The sequence below is a fragment of the Polymorphum gilvum SL003B-26A1 genome, from assembly GCF_000192745.1.
Taxonomy (GTDB): Bacteria; Pseudomonadota; Alphaproteobacteria; order Rhizobiales; family Stappiaceae; genus Polymorphum; species Polymorphum gilvum.
Genome location: NC_015259.1, coordinates 141,993 through 161,756, shown reverse-complemented (window position 1 = coordinate 161,756; position 19,764 = coordinate 141,993). Strand labels below are relative to the sequence as shown.

The window sequence follows — 19,764 nt, the reverse complement described above, 5'->3', positions numbered from 1 at the left end:
GCAGACCTTAGCATGCTCGCGATCCGCCACGGAACGCAGCGGGAGAAAGACGATGCCGCAGGCCAGGGAAATCCGAAAAACCGCGCTGATCGAGGAAACGTTGTCGAGGCTGCGGGCCACGGACGAGGCGCTCGCCGGATTCGCCGCCGACCTGTACGGACAGGGCGCGGCGGAGGATCTGGTGCTCTACACGCCCGAGGACCTGATCGCCTTCGCCGCCCTCGCCTGGGAGGATTTCGCCAGCCATACGCACGGCACGCATCGCATCAGCGTGTTCAATCCCGCCTTCCGCAGCGCCGGAACCCGCGCCGCCGAGGTTTCGGTGGTCGAGATCGTCAACGACAACATGCCGTTCCTGGTCGATTCGGTGCTCGATGAGTTGCAGGACAGCGGCCTCGACGTGCACCTGGTGCTGCACCCGATCTACGAGGTCGAGCGCGACGGCGACGGCCGGCTGCGCTCCAGCCGCACGGCGCGCGGCACGGCCGCTGCCGGCGCCCGGCGCGAGAGCCTGATCCACATCCATGTCGCGCGCATCGACACCGAGGAGGCGATGGACGCGCTGCGCGGGCGCCTCGACCAGGTGCTCAAGGACGTGCGCGCCGCCGTTTCCGACTGGCACCCGATGCGCGCGCGCTTCGAGGCCGCGATCCAGACCTACCGCAATTCGCCGCCGCCGCTGGCAGTCGACGAACTCGGAGAGGCGATCCAGTTCCTCGACTGGATGGCCGACAACAACTTCATCTTCCTCGGCATGCGCGAATACACCTTCGACGGCGGCGTCGAGGAAGGTGACCTGTCGCATCTGCAGGGCACCGGTCTCGGGCTACTGGCGGATCCCTCGGTACGCGTGCTGCGGCGCGGTTCGGAATTCGTGCTGGTGACGCCGGAGATCCGCGACTTCCTGAAGAAGCCGGAACCGCTGATCATCGCCAAGGCCAACGTCAAGAGCCGGGTGCACCGGCGTGTCCACATGGACTATGTCGGCGTCAAGCTGTTCGACGAGGAAGGCACGCTGACCGGCGAGCTGCGGATCGTCGGTCTGTTCACCGCCGTCGCCTACACCGAGACGACCGGCTCCATCCCCTACCTGCGCCGCAAGGTCGCCACCGTGCTCGCCAAGGCAGGCTACGATCCCGACAGCCATTCGGGCCGCGCGCTGATGAACGTGATGGAGAGCTATCCGCGCGACGAGCTGTTCCAGGTCGACGTCGACACGCTGTATCATTTCGCCCTCGCCATCCTGCAGCTCGACGAGCGGCCACGCATCCGCGTGCTGGCGCGGCGCGACAAGTTCGACCGTTACGTCTCGATCCTGTGCTTCGTGCCGCGCGACCGCTACACCACCGACGTGCGGCTGAGGATCGGCGCCCATTTCGCCGAGGCGTTCGACGGGCGCGTGTCGGCCTGGTACGTCAGCTATCCCGAAGGACCGCTGGCGCGCGTGCATTTCATCATCGGCCGCGACAGGGGCGAGACGCCGGACCCGGCCCAGGAAGACCTGGAGAAGGCCGTCGCCGACGTCGTGCGCACCTGGGGCGACGGCCTGCGCGAGGCCCTGCGCGCCACCTACGATCCGGCAACGGCGCGCCACCTGTCGGACCGCTACGCCGGAGCCTTCCACGGCGGCTACAAGGACGTCTATTCCGCCGACGCGGCGTTGTCCGACATCCGCACCATCGAGACGCTGTCCGACACCCGCCAGACCGCGATCCGCTTCTACCGGCGCGACGAGGTGTCCGACCGGCGGCTGTCGCTGAAGGCATTCCACCGCGAGGCGCCGCTGCCGCTTACGGCGCGCGTGCCGCTGCTGGAGAACATGGGCTTCCGGGTCATCAACGAGCGCACCTACCGCATCACGCCCACCAGCCTGCCGCTCGCCTATCTGCACGAGATGACGCTGGAGACCAGCCGCGACGGCGACGTCGCCTTCGACGACGCGGTCAAGGAACGGCTCGAGGCGCTCTATATGGCGGTCTGGCTCGGCCAGGCGGAAAGCGACGGCTACAACGCCCTGGTGCTGACCGCCGGCCTGCCCTGGCGCGACATCGCCATGCTGCGCGCACTGTCCCGCTACCTGCGTCAGGCCGGTATCCGCTATTCCGAAGACTACATGTGGACGACGCTGAACAATTATCCGCCGATCGCGCAGAGGCTGGTCGAGCTGTTCCACATCCGCTTCAACCCGGCGATGAGCGAGAACGACCGCACGCTCGGCGCCGCGCGGCTGGAGAACGAGCTTGCCGCGGCCTTCGACGAGGTCGTCAGCCTGGACGACGACCGCATCCTGCGCCGGTTCCAGAACGTCATCGACTCGGTCCTGCGCACCAACTTCTTCCAGCTCGACAGCCACGGCCAGCCGAAGCCGACCTTCGCCTTCAAGATCGATTCGCGCCGCATCGACGAGTTGCCGCAGCCGCGCCCGTTCCGCGAGATCTTCGTCTACAGCCCGCGCGTGGAGGGCGTGCACCTGCGCTTCGGCAAGGTGGCGCGCGGCGGTTTGCGCTGGTCCGACCGGCCGCAGGACTTCCGCACCGAGGTGCTCGGCCTCGTCAAGGCGCAGCAGGTCAAGAACGCGGTCATCGTGCCGGTCGGCGCCAAGGGCGGCTTCGTGCCCAAGCGCCTGCCCGCCGGGGGAGACCGCGAGGCGGTGTTCCGCGAGGGCACAGAAGCCTACAAGATCTTCGTTAGCTCGCTGCTCGACGTCACCGACAACCTGAAGGACGACCGCATCGTGCCGCCCGCCGACGTGGTGCGCCACGACGGCGACGACCCCTATCTGGTGGTCGCCGCCGACAAGGGCACCGCGACCTTCTCCGACACCGCCAACGGCCTCTCCGAGAGCCGCGACTTCTGGCTCGGCGACGCTTTCGCTTCCGGCGGATCGGCCGGCTACGACCACAAGAAGATGGGCATCACCGCCCGCGGCGCCTGGGAGGCGGTCAAGCGCCACTTCCGCGAGATGAACCGCGACATCCAGAAGGAGCCGTTCACCGTCGCCGGCGTCGGAGACATGTCCGGCGACGTGTTCGGCAACGGCATGCTGCTGTCGCGCGCGATCCGGCTGGTCGCCGCCTTCGACCACCGCGACATCTTCCTCGATCCGGATCCCGACGCCGCGCGGTCCTTCGCCGAGCGCAAGCGGCTGTTCGAACTCGGCCGCTCGTCCTGGCAGGACTACGATGCCGCGCTCATTTCCGAGGGCGGCGGCGTGTTCTCGCGCCAGCTCAAGTCGATCCCGCTATCGCCGCAGATGCAGGCGCTGCTGCGCATCGACCGCAACAAGGCGACGCCGCAGGAGGTCATGGCCGCGATCCTCAAGATGCCCGTCGACCTGCTGTGGTTCGGCGGCATCGGCACCTATGTCCGCGCCCGCTCGGAAACGGACGCCGACGTCGGCGACCGCGCCAACGACGCCATCCGCGTCACCGCCGCGCAGCTGCGCGCCAAGGTGGTCGGCGAGGGCGCCAACCTGGGCATGACCCAGTTGGCGCGCATCGAATACGGCCGGGCGGGAGGGCGCTGCAACTCCGACGCGATCGACAACTCCGCCGGCGTCAACTCCTCCGACATGGAGGTAAACATCAAGATCGCCCTCGGCGCCGCGGTCCAGTCCGGCCGCCTCGACGTCGCCAGCCGCAACCGGTTGCTGGCGGACATGACCGACGAAGTGGCGGACCTGGTGCTGCGCAACAACTACCTGCAGACGCTGGCGATCTCGATGACCGAACGCCGCGGCGCAGAGGATTTCGGCTACCAGGTGCGCATGATGCGCCAGCTCGAGCAGGCCGGCCACCTCGACCGTCAGGTCGAACACCTGCCCGACGACGCCGCCCTGGCCGAGCTGGAGAAGGCCGGCCAGACGCTGATCCGGGCCGAGCTCGGCGTGCTGCTGGCCTATGCCAAGATCACCCTGTTCGACGCCCTGCTCGACAGTCCCGTGCCGGACGACGCCTATCTCGGCCGCGAACTGTTCCGCTATTTCCCCGACCGCATGGCCGAGGACTACCAAAACGAGATCTCCGGCCATCGGCTGCGGCGCGAGATCATCTCGACCATGCTGGCCAACTCGATGATCAATCGCGGCGGGCCGTCCTTCCTGACCCGGATCATGGACCAGACCGGCGCGACCGCGGCGGAGATCGCCCAGGGCTTCGTCGCCGTGCGCAACAGCTTCGCCCTGACCGAACTCAACAACGACATCGACGCGCTGGACACCCGTGTCGACGGCGCGCTGCAGCTCGAACTCTACGGCGCCGTCCAGGAGTTGTTCCTCGACCAGATCGTCTGGTTCAAGCGCCACGTGTCGTTCCAGGACGGCATCGCCGCGGTGGTCGAGCGGTTCCGCACCGGCATCGAGGCGCTGGCACCGAAGCTGGAAGCGGCGGTGACGCCGGCCGAGGCCGGGGCGCTGAATGCGGTCGCAGCACGCCACGAGGCCGAAGGCGTGCCCAAGGCGCTCGCCCGCCGCCTCGCCTGGCTGCCGGTCGAGGCGACCGTGCCCGACATCGTGCTGGTCGCCGAGGATACCGGGGCGGAGCTGGAGACCGCCGCGCGCAGCTTCTTCGAGGTCGCGGCGCACTTCCGCATCGGCGCCATGGATGCGCTGGCGCGCGACCTGGTCATCGCCGACTACTACGACGGACTGGCGCTCGACCGCGCCCGCGCGATGCTGGCCGCCGCGCATCGCCAGCTCACCGGCCAGGCGATCCGCGCCGGCGGTTTCGCCCGCTGGCTGGCCAGCCGCGAGGGCGAGGTCGCCCGCACCACCCGCACCGTCGGCGAGATCCTGGAAGGCGCGCTCAGCGTGTCCAAGTTCGCCGTCGCCGCGGGCCTGCTTGCGGAGGTCGCCCGATAGGCACGTCCGTTCCCCGCCCCGACCCGTCCATCGGCCCCCTGAGGGAGGGCGCCGGGCGCCTCGCCGTGTGGTCGTGGCTGTTCTTCGACTGGGCGGCGCAGCCCTTCTTCACGCTGGTGACGACCTTCGTCTTCGCGCCCTATTTTGCCTCGGCGCTGGCGGCGACGCCGGCGCAGGGCCAGGCGCTGTGGGGCTATGCAAGCGCGGCCGCAGGCCTCGCCATCGCCGTGCTGGCACCGGTGCTCGGCGCCATTGCCGACGCGACCGGCCGGCGCAAGCCCTGGATCCTGGCGTTCTCCGTGCCCTTCGTTCTGGCCTGCGCCGCGCTCTGGTTCGCCGCGCCGGGGAGCGACGGCGCCATTGTCCTGGCGCTCGCCGCCTTCGCCGTGGCGACGCTGTCGGTCGAGTTCGCCACCGTGTTCACCAACGCCATGATGCCGGACCTGGTGCCGCGCAACCGGCTCGGCCGGCTGTCGGGCAGCGGCTGGGCGCTCGGCTATCTCGGCGGCCTGGTCAGCCTCGTCGCCGTGCTCGGCTTCCTGGCCGCCAACCCGGCGACCGGCAGGACGCTGATCGGCCTCGCCCCGGCCTTCGGCCTCGATGCGGCGCTGCGCGAGGGCGACCGGGCGTCCGGGCCGCTGTCGGCGGTTTGGTACGTCGTCTTCGTGCTGCCGCTGTTCCTATTCGTGCCCGACGTGCCGCGCCGCTCCGCCCTGCTGCCGGCCGTTCGCGCCGGCCTGACGCGCCTCGCGCGCACCGCCGCCGAGGCGCGCCGGCACCGCCCTGTTCTGCTCTTCCTGCTCGCCAACATGATCTACAAGGACGGCCTCGTGGCGCTGTTCGCCTTCGGCGGCATCTACGCCGCCGGACAGCTCGGCTGGGGCACGATCGAGATCGGCAGCTTCGGCGTGCTGCTGACCATCACCGGCACTGCCGGCGCCTTCCTCGGCGGCCGGCTGGACGACGCGCTCGGACCACGGCCGGTGGTGATCGGCGCGCTGGCGCTGCTGATCCTGTGCGGCCTGGGCCTCGTCTCGATCGATCGCGACACGGTCCTGTTCGTCGTCGACGTGGCGCCATCGGCGGCGCCGGGGCTCACCGGCTCGACGGCCGAGATCCTGTTCCTACTACTCGGCGGCCTGATCGGCGCGGTCGCCGGGCCGCTGCAGTCGGCGTCGCGCACGCTGCTGATCCATCTGGCCCCGGAGGGCCAGACCACGCAGTTCTTCGGCCTGTTCGCGCTGTCGGGCAAGCTGACCAGCTTCCTCGCGCCGCTCACCGTCGGCCTGGTCACGGCGGCGACGGCAAGCCAGGCCGCCGGCATGTCGGTGATCCTGGCCTTCTTCCTCGCCGGCGGCGCGTTGCTGCTGCGCGTGCCGCGCCAGGCCTGAGTCCGCCCCGATCCGCTCCCGATCCGCCTCAGTGGCGGAAGTGGCGCATGCCGGTCAGCACCATGGCGAGGCCGGCCTCGTCGGCGGCCTTGATCACCTCGTCGTCGCGCATCGAGCCGCCCGGCTGGATCACCGCCGTCGCGCCGGCTTCCGCCGCCGACAGCAGCCCGTCGGCGAACGGGAAGAAGGCATCGGAAGCGACCACGCAGCCCTTCGTCAGCGGTTCGCCGAGGCCGGCCGCCTCGGTGGCGTCGAGCGCCTTGCGCGCGGCGATGCGCGCCGAATCGACGCGGCTCATCTGGCCCGCGCCGATGCCGACCGTGGCGCCGTCGCGGGCGTAGACGATGGCGTTGGACTTGACGTGCTTGGCGACGCGGAAGGCGAAGGTCAGGTCGGCCAGTTCCTGCGCGGTGGGCGCGCGCTTCGTCACGACCTTGAGGTCGAGGTCGTCGACGACGCCGTTGTCGCGCGACTGCACCAGCAGGCCGCCGGCGACCGACTTGACGAACAGCCCCGGCGCGCGCGGATCGGCGAGGCCGCCGGTGACGAGCAGGCGCAGGTTCTTCTTGCGTGCCACGATCTCGACCGCCTCGTCGTCGGCCTCCGGGGTGATGATCACCTCGGTGAAGATCTTGACGATCTCCTCGGCGGCCGCCGCGTCGAGGCGGCAGTTGAGCGCGACGATGCCGCCGAAGGCGGACACCGGGTCGCAGCGCAGGGCGCGTTCGTAGGCCTGCTTCAGCGTCGCCCCTTCCGCCACGCCGCAGGGGTTGGCGTGCTTGATGATGGCAACCGCACGGGTGCGCGCCGGGTCGAACTCGCTGACCAGTTCGAAGGCCGCGTCGGTGTCGTTGATGTTGTTGTAGGACAGCGTCTTGCCCTGCAGCTGGCGTGCCGTGGCGACCCCCGGCCGGCGCTCGCCGGTGCGGTAGAAGCCGGCGCTCTGATGCGGGTTCTCGCCGTAGCGCATCACCTCGGCGAGCCGGCCGCCGACGGCGCGGTAGTCCGGCGTCGGCTCGCCGACCTGGTCGGCCAGCCAGTTGGACACGGCCGCGTCATAGGCGGCGGTGCGCGCGAAGGCCTTCTGGGCGAGACGCTTGCGCAGGGCGATCGACGACTTGCCGTCGTTGGCGGCCAGATCGTCGAGCACGGCCCCGTAATCGGCCGGATCGACCACGACGGTGACATAGGCGTGGTTCTTGGCCGCCGCGCGGGTCATCGCCGGCCCGCCGATGTCGATGTTCTCCACGCCGGTGGCGTAGTCCGCGCCCGACGCGACGGTCTCCTCGAACGGATAGAGGTTCACGCACAGCAGGTCGATGCCGATGATGCCGTGGTCGGTCATGGCGATGGCGTGGTCGGCGTCGTCGCGGATCGCCAGCAGGCCGCCATGGACCCTGGGATGCAGCGTCTTGACCCGGCCGTCCATGATCTCCGGGAAGCCGGTCACCTCGGCGATATCCTTCACCGCAAGGCCCGCGTCCTCCAACGCCTTGCGCGTGCCGCCGGTCGAGACCAGGTCGATGCCGCGGGCGGCCAGCGCCTGCGCGAACTCGACCAGTCCCGACTTGTCGGACACCGACAGAAGCGCACGCTTGACGGAAACGAGTGGGGGTACCGGCACCCCCTTGGACACCACGGCCATGCTGATTGCCTCGCGATCTGGTGAGGATTTCGATCTGCGCGAGCCCCTAGCATGAAAGGGGGAGGAACGGAAGGCGAGCGTTCGGCTCAGCCGTCGAACGGCAGTTCCTCGCCGTCGAAGCCGGACGGAGCGCGCCGGCTGAGCCTGGCGGTGGCCGTGCGGCGGAACTGCCAGGGCACCTGGCTGGCCAGGCTGATGCGGCCGTAGAGCACGATCTGGGTCGTCCGGCGATGGCCGAAGACGTCGGACAGGTAGATCGATTCCTCCAGCGCCAGTTCGCTGCCCGGCGCGTCGAATTCCCACGCTTCGCCGTCGGGGCAGACCAGCAGCACCGCCGTGCCGGCGCGCAGCAGGCTGGAACGGATCGCCGGATGCAGGTGGAAGCGAATGGTGTAGCGGTCGCGCGGCCCGAGCGGGCCGAGCGTGTTGAAGCTGTCGAGCCCGTCGAGCACGGTGCCGTCGCGCGCCAGGCGCATGTCGCGTTCATGCACGACATGGAAGCGCGCCGCATAGCCGTTGTGGGAGGCGGTGACGCGCGTCCCGGTGTCATCCTCCTGGCGATCGACCGGCACGACGCTCGGCCCGGCGATCACCGGCGCGCCGAGCCAGCGTCCGAACGGTCTTTCGGCAAGGAAGCGGCAGGACGAGGTATCCTCGATGCCGGCGGTGCAATGGGCGGCGGTCGAGCGGGCGACCGCCCGCCAGCCCTCGCTAGCGCGTCCGGAGATACCGCAGTTGACGACGATGCGCTGGCGCCCCGACGACATCTCGAACGACAGACAGCCGGCATGGGCCGTTTCGCTCAGGGCCGCAGCAGGCGGCGTGCCGGTGTCCATCAGCACCACCGTGTCGCCGCCGGTCAGCCGCTGGTAGCCCACATGCGGCGCATTGCCCGGCGGCGCGCCACGGGCGTCGTCATAGGCCAGGATGGTGGCAACAAGGTCGTTGGGGGTCGAGCCCATGCCGTTGAAATGGGCGAAGGCACCGTCGCCGTGGCGGAAGAAACGCACCATCGGCATCATGCGGTCGACCGCCTGCATCATCGCCGGCGGCGTTTCGAGCCCCTGCGTGACGAAGGCCTGCCGGATCGGCAGCAGGTCGGTCAGGATGTCGAGGATCGCGCGCGGGTTGCGCGAGATGTGGCCGCCGTCCGGCAGGATCTGGCGCTGCAATTCTTGGTCGAGCCGGCGCAGGCTCTGGCGCACGAAACGGCCCTGACCGGCCATGGAAACGCTGGCCGCGGCCATCGCCAGCGCCGCCTGCAGACGCGGCACTCCGTCGGACGTCTCGTTGATGGTCCGACGCAGGAAGCGGACCTGGCGGGCGAGCGAACGCAGGAAGCGGCGGTAGAAGTCGGCGTCGCCCTCCTCCAGCACCAGCGGTGACTGCGCCAGCCAGGACAGGACCCGGCGGGCAACGACGGGCTGTTCCCAGCCGATCGGGTGCCAGCGGCCGCAATGCTTGATCCAGTCGTCGACCAGCGCACGCGCGTTCTGCCGCGCGACGCGGCTGTCGGCGGCCCTGAGGTCGCGCAGCCAGCCGAAGCTGTGCAACTCTCGCTGCCAGGCCGGGTCCTCGCCTTCGAGCTCAAACGGCGAGCGACCGCGCGCCTCCACAACATGGCCGCTGAACAGGAACCGGCCGCCGTAGATGTCGATGGCATTGGTCTGGTCGGCGGTGCGCAGGTCCTGCGGCGCGATCAGGAGGCGCGCCGGCGTACCGGAAAACGGCTGCAGCCGGAACAGCGGTCCACCATGCAGCCAACGCAAGGCGGCCTGCCACGCATGATGGGCCAGCAGGCGCCAGATGCGCCCCTGTTCCGACACCGCCCCGAGGCTCATGACCGGGGCCCGCCGTCTATGGTCCGCCGCGGACGCCTAATCGGTAAATCCTTTCGTGCACAGGTCCCGTAACGATCCGTTAGGGTTATCGTCTTGTTTTCCATTGCGGGGCAGAACGGTTACGGGGCCGTTAAAGTCGCGTCAGACGGGCGGCAAAAAAGCCGTCGAGGCCACCGTCAGCCGCCTCTGCGCCGCCGAGATGGCACGGCAGCGTGCGCAGGCAGCCCTCGTCCGTCACGCATTCGGCAAGGCCGCCGATCTCGCCAGGCGCGACCGGCACCAGCGCGAAACCCGGCACCTCGGCCAGGAACGCGGCGATCTGCGCCTCGCCCTCCTCCAGCTCCAGCGAACAGGTGCAATAGACCAGCGTGCCGCCGGGCACGAGCCAGCCGGCCGCCCGGCGCAGCAGCAGCGCCTGGACCCCGGCGAGCGTGGCGATGTCCTGCGACCGCTTCGTCCAGGCGACATCGGGATGGCGCCGGATCGTGCCGGTGGCGCTGCAGGGTGCGTCGAGCAGGATGGCGTCGAAGCGCTCGGCCGGCTGCCAGTCCTTCAGGTCGGCGGCAACGATGTCGGCTTCGAAGCCAAGGCGGGCGAGGTTCTCGGCGACCCGCTTGAGCCGTTTGCCGGAGATGTCGACGGCCGTCACCCGTCCGCCAGCGGCAGCCAACTGGGCGGTCTTGCCGCCGGGTGCCGCGCACAGGTCGGCGACGCGCTTGCCGGCAAGCGGACCGAGCAGGCGTGCGGGCAGCGCGGCCGCCGCGTCCTGCACCCACCAGGCGCCTTCGCCGTAGCCCTCGAAGGTCTCGACAGCACCCTTGCGCGACAGCCGCACGGACCCGGTCGCGACCACTCGGCCGCCGAGCCGCTGCGCCCACAGTTCCGGGTCGGATTTCACGGTCAGGTCGAGCTCCGGCTCGTTTGCCAGCGCATGCGCAATCGCCACTGCCGTCGCCTCGCCCCAAGCCGCCGTCCAGCGGTCGAACAACCAGTCGGGCGGGGTTCCGCGCACGTCGGAAAAATCCGCCAGCAAGGCGTCCTTTTCCCGCGACAGGCGCCTGAGCACGCCGTTGACCAGGCCCTTGTAGGGCCGTGCCCGGCGGTCGGCGGCGGCAAGGTCGACCGCCACCGACACGGCGGCGCGGTCGGGCACGTCGAGGAACAGCACCTGCGCGGCAGCGACATGCAGGATGTCGAGCACGCGACCGGTCTTTTCCGGGATCGGCCGGTCGAGCAGGGCGTCGACGATTGCAGCGATCCGTCCGCGCCGGCGCAGGCAGGCGCCGAGGATTGCACGGACCAATGCCCGGTCCTTGGAATCGAGGGCCCTGAAGCCGGAATGGCCGGAGACGGGATCGAGCTCGCCGTCGAGCGGTCGCCTGGCGTGCACCACGGCGCCCAGAATGTCCGCGGCGGCCTTGCGCACGGCGAAGCCAGGCGTCTGCTGCATGTCGCCTGCCGACGATACGGGGCGGGGCCGGGAGGCGGCGGGGCGGTCTGCGGTCAAGCGACAAGTCCGATCGGTAATGCAAAGACAGACCCGCCGCGGACCTCGTCGGTCCGCGGCGGGGGGTTCAGTCTAAAGTGCAATGCGCCGGCGGGAAAGAGCGTTGACGAAAGCGAGCCGGTCCGCCTCAACCCCAGGGACCGCGCCGCGACGTCGAACCGGAGCCCCACGGACCGGGGCCGGACGCGCCGCCGCGCGGCGCCGGGCCGCCCATCTCGCGAGCCAGGTTCTGCAGGGCGGCGATTCGGTTCTGGGTGTTCGGGTGTGTCGAGAACAAGTTGTCCATTCGTTCGCCCGACAGCGGGTTGATGATGAACATGTGCGCCGTCGCCGGATTGCGCTCGGCGTCCTCGTTGTGGATGCGTGCGACGCCCCCTGAGATCTTGGCCAGCGCCGAGGCGAGCCACATCGGCTGGCCGCAGATCTGGGCGCCCAAGCGGTCGGCGGCATATTCGCGAGTGCGCGAGATCGCCATCTGCACCAGCATGGCGGCCAGCGGAGCGACGATCATGGCGACCAGCACGCCGACGAAGCCGAGCGGATTGTTGTTCTCGCGGTTGCCGCCGAAAAAGAACGCGAAGTTGCCAAGCATCGAGATTGCGCCAGCGATGGTCGCCGTGATGGTCATGATCAGCGTGTCGTGATTCTTGATATGCGCCAGCTCGTGCGCCATCACGCCCGCCACTTCCTCCATGGTCAGCGTGTCGAGCAGGCCGGTGGTCGCTGCGACCGCGGCGTTCTGCGGGTTGCGACCGGTGGCGAAGGCGTTCGGCTGCGGGTTGTTGATGATGTAGACCTTCGGCATCGGCAGGCCGCCATTGGCCGACAACTGACGGATCATGCCGAACAGTTCCGGCGCCGAGCGTTCGTCGACCTCCCGCGCGTGGTGCATGGACAACACCATCTTGTCAGCGTTCCAGTAGCTGAACAGGTTCATGCCCGCGGCGATGACGAAAGCGATCATCATGCCGCTCTCGCCGCCGATCAGGAAGCCGACGCCCATGAAGAGCGCGGTCAGGGCGGCGAGCAGAAGCGCCGTGCGGAAATAGTTCATGGCCTCGTCCTGGACCCCGGTTCGAAAACGCACGGCAACGCAGCGTTCCCTCCGGCGGCACGACACCTCGCGCCGGGTGGTTTTTCTGCGCTGCCAACTCCTCTATATGATGGGGAGCCGGACGCCGCCCCGCAAGGCGGATGGGCGCCGGCGCGACGCCGGACAGAGCAAGGAGAACGAGGTGCACGACGAACCCGATCCCACGACCGCACCGCAGGCTCCGTCCGATGCCGAGGCGGCGCCAGCCCCGCGCCGGCGCTTCGAGGATCTGCCGCCGGCGGCCCAGCGCGCGCTGAAGGAAGCCGAAGCCCGTCGCAAGGAAATCGACGAACGCCAGAAGGTCCTGCCGCGCGAGATCGACGGCCGCGGCGGCCTCGAGCCGACCCGCTACGAGGACTGGGAGATCAAGGGCCTGACGGCGGATTTCTAGACCGCCGACACCGCCCTTGGTTAATGAGCGCTTTACCAAAGGCAGGCTAGGGTGCGGGCAATCGTGAGTATCGAGTGTCCGGACCGCCGATGACGTCGTTTCGAAAGCCCCCGGGCCGGGGCTCCGCCCTGCCCGAGTCCAATCCGTTCCAGCGCCTCGCCGCCCTGCTCGGCGACCGGGCGCCGGGCGCCGATCCCATCGTGCTGACAATCGGCGAGCCGCAGCATGCCATGCCGCCGTTCACCGCCGAGGTCCTGGCGGAAAACATGGCCGATTTCCGTCGCTATCCGCCGATCGAGGGCACGCCGGCCTTTCGAACCGCCGTTGCCGGCTGGCTCGACCGCCGCTACGGCCTCGGCGGCAGCATTGACCGGGAGCGGGGCGTGCTGCCGCTCAACGGCTCGCGCGAGGGCCTGTCTTTCGGCGCCATCGCCGCCCGCGACCAGCTCGCCAAGGACATCGAACGGCCAGCGGTCCTGCTGCCCAATCCGTTCTACCAGACCTATGCCGCCGCGGCCCACATCGCCGGCGCCGAGGCCGTGCTGCTCGACACCGGCGCCGAGACCGGCTTCCTGCCCGATCTCGACGCCCTGCCGCCCGACCTGCTCGACCGCACCGTCGCCGTCTACCTCGCCTCCCCGGCCAATCCGCAAGGCGCGCACGCCAGCCTCGCCTACTGGCAGGCCCTGATCGGGTTGGCCCGCCGCCACGCCTTCTACATCTTCGCCGACGAGTGCTATTCGGAGATCTACCGCACGTCGCCGCCGCCCGGCGTGCTCGAGGCGGCCCATGCGCTCGGCGCCGGCTACGAGCGCGTGATCGCGCTCAATTCGCTGTCCAAGCGCTCCAACCTCGCGGGGCTGCGTTGCGGCTTCGCCGCCGGCGATCCAGCGTTCCTCGCCCGATGGGTCAAGTTCCGCGGCCTTGCCGCCCCGCAGGTGCCCCTGCCGGCCCAGGCGCTCGCCGTGCGCGCCTATTCCGACGAGGCGCACGTGATCGAGAACCGCCGGCTCTACAACGAGAAATACGCCATTGCCGAACGGCTGCTGGCGCCGATCCTGGGACCGGTGACGCCGGAAGGCGGCTTCTTCCTGTGGCTCGACGTCGCCCGCTGGGGCGGCAGTATCGCCGTCACCGAGCGGCTGTGGACCGAGGTCGGCGTCAAGGTGCTGCCGGGCGCCTATCTCGCTTCCGACCGGCCCGACGGCAGCAATCCGGGCGAGGCCTACATCCGCGTCAGCCTGTGCGCACCGGCCGCCATCACGCAGCAGGCCCTGGAACGACTCGCCGACTGGCTGGGAGGGACAGCATGAGACGGGCAACGGCGATGCGCGGCAGCCGAGCCGCGGCGATCGATCTTCTCGACACCCAGAGCCCGCTGAAGCGGTTCATCCGGCGCAACCTGGTCGGCGCGGTCGGCCTCGCCGTCATCGCCCTCGCCGCCGCGCTGGCGGCGAGTCTGGCGACCTGGTCCGTCGGCGACCCGAGCCTGAACCACGCCACCGGCGAACCGGTGCGCAACGCGCTCGGCACCCCGGGCGCGATCGTCGCCGACATCCTGATGCAGACCATCGGCCTCGCCACCGCCGTGTTCCTGGTGCCGGTCGTGCTGTGGGGCTGGCGCCTGCTCGCCGGCCGCGCGCTGCGGATCGGTCGCCGCCGGCTCGGCCTGTGGATCGCCGGCACGCTGCTCGCCGCCGGTGCGCTGGCCGCCTTGCCCGTGCCTGACAGCTGGCCACTGCCAACGGGCCTCGGCGGCTTCCTCGGCGACGCCGTCCACCACGTCCCGTCGCTGCTGACCCGCAACCTGACCGCCGGAGCCGGCATGATCGTCGGCACGCTCGGCCTCGGCCTGCCCGCCGTACTGCTGCTGATCGGTTCCGCCGGCTGGTTCGCCCGCACGGAGGCCCCCTCCGGCGGCGCCACGGCCGCCAAGGGCAGAACGCGCCCGATCGACGATCTGCTCGATGTCGACGAAGAGGAAGACGACGACCGCGGCTCGCGCCTGTCGGCGCTGATCGGCGCCGCGGCGCACTGGGGGCTGCTCGCCCAGGCGACGCTGCGCCGCATGACCGGACGCCGCCGCACCGAACCGGCACACGACGAAGACGACGACTGGATCGACGAAGACGAGGACGCGCAGCCGCGCAGCCGTATCGGCGCGCTGCGCCGCGCCTTGGCCGAGAAGCTGATGCCCGGCGACGACGACGGTCTCGACGCGCTCTACCCCGACCAGCGCCGCGTCCGGGCGCCCGAGCCCCGCGCACCGCAGGTCGGCTTGGGTTCGCACGACGACGATTTCGACGCCGGCGATGACGATGACGCTTTCGACACGCCCGACGACCGCCTGCCGCTCGACCGCGCGCCGCTGGCGCGCCCGGTCGGTATCGCCGGCCCCGGCGACGGACCGGCACCCGGCCGCGTGGTCCCGCCCGCGCCGCGTCCGCGGCCGGGCAAGCGGGTTGCAGCGGAGGCCCAGCCGTCGCTGCTCGGCGCGCCCGAAACCTACGAGCTGCCGCCGCTGCGCCTGCTCGCCGAACCGAAGAGCAGCGGCAAGATCCCCGGCCTGTCCGCCGATGCGCTTGAGCAGAACGCCCGCATCCTGGAAGGTGTCTTGGAGGACTTCGGCGTGCGCGGCGAGATCATCGAGGTGCGCCCCGGCCCGGTCGTCACTCTCTACGAACTGGAGCCGGCGCCCGGCATCAAGTCGTCACGCGTCATCGGCCTGGCCGACGACATCGCCCGCTCGATGAGCGCGATCTCCGCCCGCGTCGCGGTCATTCCGGGCAAGAACGCCATCGGCATCGAGTTGCCGAACCAGCGCCGCGAGACGGTCTACCTGCGCGAACTGCTGGCGGCGGAGGATTTCGAGAAGTCCAAGGCCAAGCTAGCGATGGCGCTCGGCAAGACCATCAACGGCGAATCGGTGGTCGCAGACCTCGCCCGCATGCCGCACCTGCTGGTCGCCGGCACCACCGGTTCGGGCAAGTCGGTGTCGATCAACACCATGATCCTGTCGCTGCTGTACCGGCTGACTCCGGACCAGTGCAAGCTGATCATGATCGACCCGAAGATGCTGGAACTCTCCATCTACGACGGCATCCCGCATCTGCTGACGCCGGTCGTCACCGACCCGAAGAAGGCCGTCGTGGCGCTGAAATGGACCGTGCGCGAGATGGAGGAGCGCTACAAGAAGATGTCGAAGATGGGCGTGCGCAACATCGACGGCTACAACATGCGCATCAAGCAGGCGCTGGAGAAGGGTGAGAGCTTCACCCGCACCGTGCAGACCGGCTTCGACCGCGACACCGGCCAGCCGATCTACGAGGAAGAGGACCTGCCGCTCGAGCCGATGCCCTTCATCGTCGTCGTCGTCGACGAGATGGCCGATCTGATGATGGTCGCCGGCAAGGACATCGAGGGCGCCATCCAGCGCCTCGCCCAGATGGCCCGTGCCGCCGGCATCCACATCATCATGGCGACGCAGCGGCCCTCGGTCGACGTCATCACCGGTACGATCAAGGCCAATTTCCCGACCCGGATCTCGTTCCAGGTCACCTCCAAGATCGACAGCCGCACCATCCTCGGCGAGCAGGGCGCCGAGCAGTTGCTCGGCATGGGCGACATGCTCTACATGGCCGGCGGCGGGCGCATCCAGCGCGTCCACGGCCCCTTCGTCTCCGACGACGAAGTCGAGCAGATCGTCGCCCACCTGAAACTGCAGGGCTCGCCGCAGTACCTGGAAGCGGTGACCGAGGACGACGAGACCGCCGACAGTCCCTACGACGCCCTTGCGGGCGGCGATGAGAGCAACGATCTCTATGACAAGGCCGTGGCGGTGGTGCTGCGCGACAAGAAGGCGTCGACCTCCTACGTCCAGCGCCGCCTAGCGATTGGCTACAACCGCGCCGCCTCGCTGATCGAACGCATGGAGCGCGAGGGCCTGATCGGCCCGGCCAACCACGCCGGCAAGCGCGAGATCCTCGTGACCAACGGCGTCGAAGACGACTACTGACGCAGCCGTCCGCCGCAACCTCGCCACAAGACGGCGTTACAGGCAGACGGAACAGCAGGGGCCGGATCCGGCGATCCGCCCGAAAGATGGAGCCCGAGCGAGACGATGACGCCCGATCGAACCCCCCTCTCCTTCGCCCGTCTCCTGGCCGTGGCGACCGCCCTCGTTCTGGGTGGCCTAACCGGTGCCCCGAGTGTCGCCGGCGCGGCGACGCTGAGCGGCGAGCAGCAGAAGACGCTGGCCGACGTCAACGCCTATTTCAATTCGGTCAAGACCATGCACGGCGACTTCGTGCAGTTCGGCCCTGAGGGCGATCAGGTCGAGGGCAAGTTCTACCTCGCCCGGCCGGGCAAGATCCGCTTTTACTACAGCCCGCCGGCCCAACTCGACATCATCGCCGATGGCAAGTCGGTGTCGGTCAAGGACCGCAAGATGGCGACCCAGGACATCTGGCCGCTGAGCGAGACGCCGCTGCGCTTCCTGCTCGCCGACAACATCGACCTGACCAAGGACACCAAGGTGGTCGGCGTCATGGCCGAGCCGGACCTCGTCACGGTGGTGATCGAGGACAAGACCACGTTCAATTCCGGCAAGCTGACCCTGATCTTCGACGCGCGGACCTACGAGCTGAAGCAGTGGACCGTCACCGACGCCCAGGGCTACGACACCTCGGTCGCGGTCTACAACGTCGTCGCCAACGGCCCGACCAATCCGAAGCTGTTCGTCATCGACTATCTCGCCAATGCCCGCCAGGGAGAGGGTCGCTGAGCCTGCACGGCCTGCCGCGATGTCCGACGAGCGTCCCTCATCCGCGCGGCGCGCGCCGGTCGCGCTGACGTTGCTCAAGGCCTTCGGCGCCCGCCGCAGCCTGAAGGTAGTCGCCGAACCCGAATTCGGCTACGCCGGCTATATCGAGGATGCCCGCGGCCGGCGCTCCTTCTTCAAGGGAGCCGCCTTCGACCTCAATCCCTTCGGCGCCGCCTCGATCGCCCGCGACAAGGCCTACGCGGCGCATTTCCTCAAGGCCGCTGGCTTCCGCGTGCCGGAGGCCCTGCTGATCAGCGCGCCGGCCTTCATCGACGAGATCCGAACCAAGAATCCGGCTGTCGCAGAGCGGCTGAACGACGCGGCCGCGGCCCTGGCCTTTGCCGGGCGCGTCGGCTGGCCAGTCTATGTCAAGCCCAACGACGAATCGGAGGGCCGCGGCGTGCTGCGCGCCAGCGACGCTGCCGCGCTGACCCGTGCGCTGGCGACCCTGTCGCGCGATCACGACCGCCTTCTGGTCCAGCAGGCGGCGGCCGGGCGCGACTATCGTATCCTGGTGCTCGACGACGCGGTCCTCGCCGCGTTCGAGCGCCGGCCGTTCGCGGTCACCGGCGACGGCGTGTCGACGCTCTCCGCCCTCATCGAGGCCCGCACCGAAGGCTTCGCCGCCGACGGCAACGGCCGCAAGATCCGCTCGGACGATCCGCGCATCCTCGATCACCTGACGGCCTCGGGCCTGACGCCCGGCCATGTCCCTCGGGCGGGCGAGACGGTCGACCTGCTGCCCAACGCCAACCTGTCCTCCGGCGGCAGCGCCGAGGAAGTCACGGCGGCGATGAGTCCGCATTTCGGCCGAATTGCCGTCGCCGCCGGGCGCGCTCTCGGCCTGCGCTTCTACGGACTCGACCTGCTGTGTGCCGACATAACCGCGGAGGCGGGCGACTACGCCATCCTGGAACTCAACGCCGCCCCCGGCCTCAGCCATTTCCACAGGATGGGCCCGGCCGAGGCGGCCTGTGTCGAGGCGATCTACGAGACTCTGTTCGAGCGCCTCGTCGACACGCTGCAGGCCGCGCCCTGACGGCCGGCGTCAGTAGTCTCCGAGCTTGAGGTCCGGCGAATATTCGCCCGGCACTTCCTTGACGACCGCCTGACCGCAGATGGTCAGCCCGCGCGTCGCGTCATAGGCGAGCGACGGCGGCCCGGACAACTCCCAGCCCTTGTTCAGCGCCTGGGTCACCCGGTGGCAGAAGCTGCTGTCGTCCGGTCCGGTGATGAAGCGATAGAGTTTCATGGCGCTTTCTCGTGCCTGTGGCGTTAGCCGTGTCGTCAGCCGCGCGCGACGATCGCGTCGGCGATGGCGATCACTCGCCGGCCCATTTCCGCATGCAGGCGCTCGACCATCCGCCCGTCGACCTGGATCGCGCCCTTGTCGGCGTTTTCGGGTGCCTGGAAGGCTTCGTTGATCTTCCGCGCCCAGGCGATCTCGGCCTCCGACGGCGAAAAGGCGGCGTTGCAGGGTTCGATCTGCTTCGGATGGACCAGGGTCTTGCCGTCCATGCCCATGTCCATGCCCTGAGCACATTCGGCGGCGAAGCCGTCGAGGTCGTTGAAGTCGTTGTAGACCCCGTCGAGGATGTCGATGCCGCCGGCGCGCGCGGCGGCGACGCAGGTCATCAGCCAGGGCACCATAGCGGCGCGGCCTGGCGTCAGGCGCGCGCGCGTTTCCTTGGCAAGGTCGTTTGTGCCCATGACGAAACAAGCGAGGCGCACTTCCGGGTCGCGCCCGGCCGCGCCGATGGCGGCGGCGTTGAGCATCGCCTGCGGCGTCTCCATCATCGCCCACAGGCGCAGGGCGGCCGGCGCGTTGCCGACCGCCAGGCGGTGCGCGACGCGCTGGAGGTCCGCCGGGCTGGATACCTTCGGCACCAGGATCGCGTCCGGCCGCGCGGCGATGGCGGCCTCCAGATCCTCCGCGCCCCAAGCCGTGTCGAGCCCGTTGATGCGGATGACCAGTTCGCGGTGGCCGTAGCCGCCAGCCCTGACCGCCTCGCAGACCTGATCGCGGGCGAGCGCCTTGGCGTCCGGCGCGACGGCATCCTCCAGGTCGAGGATCAGACAGTCGACGTCGAGCGTCTTCGCCTTGTCCAGGGCACGGGCGTTGGAGCCGGGCATGTAGAGGGCCGACCGGCGGGGTTTCAGGGCAGTCGTCATCGCAGGATCTATCCTCGGCAGTCTCGCGTCTTGTGCTGTGCAGC

13 protein-coding genes are annotated in these 19,764 nt (G+C 69.6%); 7 read left to right on the top strand and 6 right to left on the bottom strand.

The window, feature by feature from the left end; all coding sequences use genetic code 11:
- Nucleotides 1-52: 52 nt before the first annotated feature.
- Entirely contained in the window at nt 53-4,858 is a 4,806-nt protein-coding gene (locus tag SL003B_RS00765; protein ID WP_013650913.1) for an NAD-glutamate dehydrogenase, read from the top strand.
- Nucleotides 4,855-6,249: an MFS transporter gene (locus SL003B_RS00760; protein ID WP_339325437.1), complete on the top strand. Its 1,395-nt coding sequence runs from the start codon at nt 4,855-4,857 to the stop codon at nt 6,247-6,249. The genes SL003B_RS00765 and SL003B_RS00760 overlap by 4 nt, the downstream gene beginning before the upstream one ends.
- Before the next feature lie 28 nt (nt 6,250-6,277).
- Here the strand turns inward: SL003B_RS00760 and purH are convergent, their stop codons facing one another.
- The 4 genes from purH to htpX form a co-directional block, all read right to left on the bottom strand.
- Nucleotides 6,278-7,894 (bottom strand): bifunctional phosphoribosylaminoimidazolecarboxamide formyltransferase/IMP cyclohydrolase, encoded by a 1,617-nt coding sequence (purH, locus tag SL003B_RS00755; protein ID WP_013650911.1) that lies wholly within the window; start codon nt 7,892-7,894, stop codon nt 6,278-6,280.
- A gap of 86 nt (nt 7,895-7,980) precedes the next feature.
- Entirely contained in the window at nt 7,981-9,735 is a 1,755-nt protein-coding gene (locus SL003B_RS00750) for a heparinase II/III family protein (RefSeq protein ID WP_013650910.1), read from the bottom strand.
- A 130-nt stretch (nt 9,736-9,865) separates the two neighbouring features.
- Complete coding sequence (gene rsmB / locus SL003B_RS00745) at nt 9,866-11,185, bottom strand: 16S rRNA (cytosine(967)-C(5))-methyltransferase RsmB (protein WP_013650909.1); 1,320 nt, start codon at nt 11,183-11,185, stop codon at nt 9,866-9,868.
- A gap of 184 nt (nt 11,186-11,369) precedes the next feature.
- Nucleotides 11,370-12,296, bottom strand: a complete 927-nt coding sequence (htpX, locus tag SL003B_RS00740; protein WP_013650908.1) for a zinc metalloprotease HtpX — start codon at nt 12,294-12,296, stop codon at nt 11,370-11,372.
- Between the two features lie 181 nt (nt 12,297-12,477).
- Between htpX and SL003B_RS00735 the strand changes: the two genes are divergently transcribed.
- The 5 genes from SL003B_RS00735 to SL003B_RS00715 all read left to right on the top strand — a co-directional run bounded on the left by SL003B_RS00735 (nt 12,478) and on the right by SL003B_RS00715 (nt 18,587).
- Nucleotides 12,478-12,726, top strand: a complete 249-nt coding sequence (locus SL003B_RS00735; RefSeq protein WP_013650907.1) for a DUF1674 domain-containing protein — start codon at nt 12,478-12,480, stop codon at nt 12,724-12,726.
- An 89-nt stretch (nt 12,727-12,815) separates the two neighbouring features.
- Complete coding sequence (locus SL003B_RS00730; RefSeq protein ID WP_049792529.1) at nt 12,816-14,039, top strand: aminotransferase class I/II-fold pyridoxal phosphate-dependent enzyme; 1,224 nt, start codon at nt 12,816-12,818, stop codon at nt 14,037-14,039.
- The gene (locus SL003B_RS00725; protein WP_013650905.1) at nt 14,036-16,741 is read left to right on the top strand and encodes an FtsK/SpoIIIE family DNA translocase; all 2,706 of its coding nucleotides are present in this window, start codon (nt 14,036-14,038) and stop codon (nt 16,739-16,741) included. Before SL003B_RS00730 ends, SL003B_RS00725 begins: the two co-directional genes overlap by 4 nt.
- Before the next feature lie 105 nt (nt 16,742-16,846).
- Nucleotides 16,847-17,509 carry an outer membrane lipoprotein carrier protein LolA gene (locus SL003B_RS00720; RefSeq protein ID WP_013650904.1) on the top strand — a complete coding sequence of 221 codons (663 nt, stop codon included), beginning with the start codon at nt 16,847-16,849 and terminating at the stop codon, nt 17,507-17,509.
- Between the two features lie 19 nt (nt 17,510-17,528).
- Nucleotides 17,529-18,587, top strand: coding sequence for a RimK-like ATP-grasp domain superfamily (locus tag SL003B_RS00715; protein WP_013650903.1), 1,059 nt, complete (start codon nt 17,529-17,531; stop codon nt 18,585-18,587).
- Nucleotides 18,588-18,596: 9 nt separating this feature from the next.
- Here the strand turns inward: SL003B_RS00715 and SL003B_RS00710 are convergent, their stop codons facing one another.
- Both SL003B_RS00710 and SL003B_RS00705 read right to left on the bottom strand, forming a co-directional pair.
- The gene (locus SL003B_RS00710) at nt 18,597-18,800 is read right to left on the bottom strand and encodes a DUF1737 domain-containing protein (RefSeq protein WP_013650902.1); all 204 of its coding nucleotides are present in this window, start codon (nt 18,798-18,800) and stop codon (nt 18,597-18,599) included.
- Nucleotides 18,801-18,835: 35 nt separating this feature from the next.
- Nucleotides 18,836-19,720, bottom strand: coding sequence for an HpcH/HpaI aldolase/citrate lyase family protein (locus tag SL003B_RS00705; RefSeq protein ID WP_013650901.1), 885 nt, complete (start codon nt 19,718-19,720; stop codon nt 18,836-18,838).
- Nucleotides 19,721-19,764 lie beyond the last annotated feature (44 nt).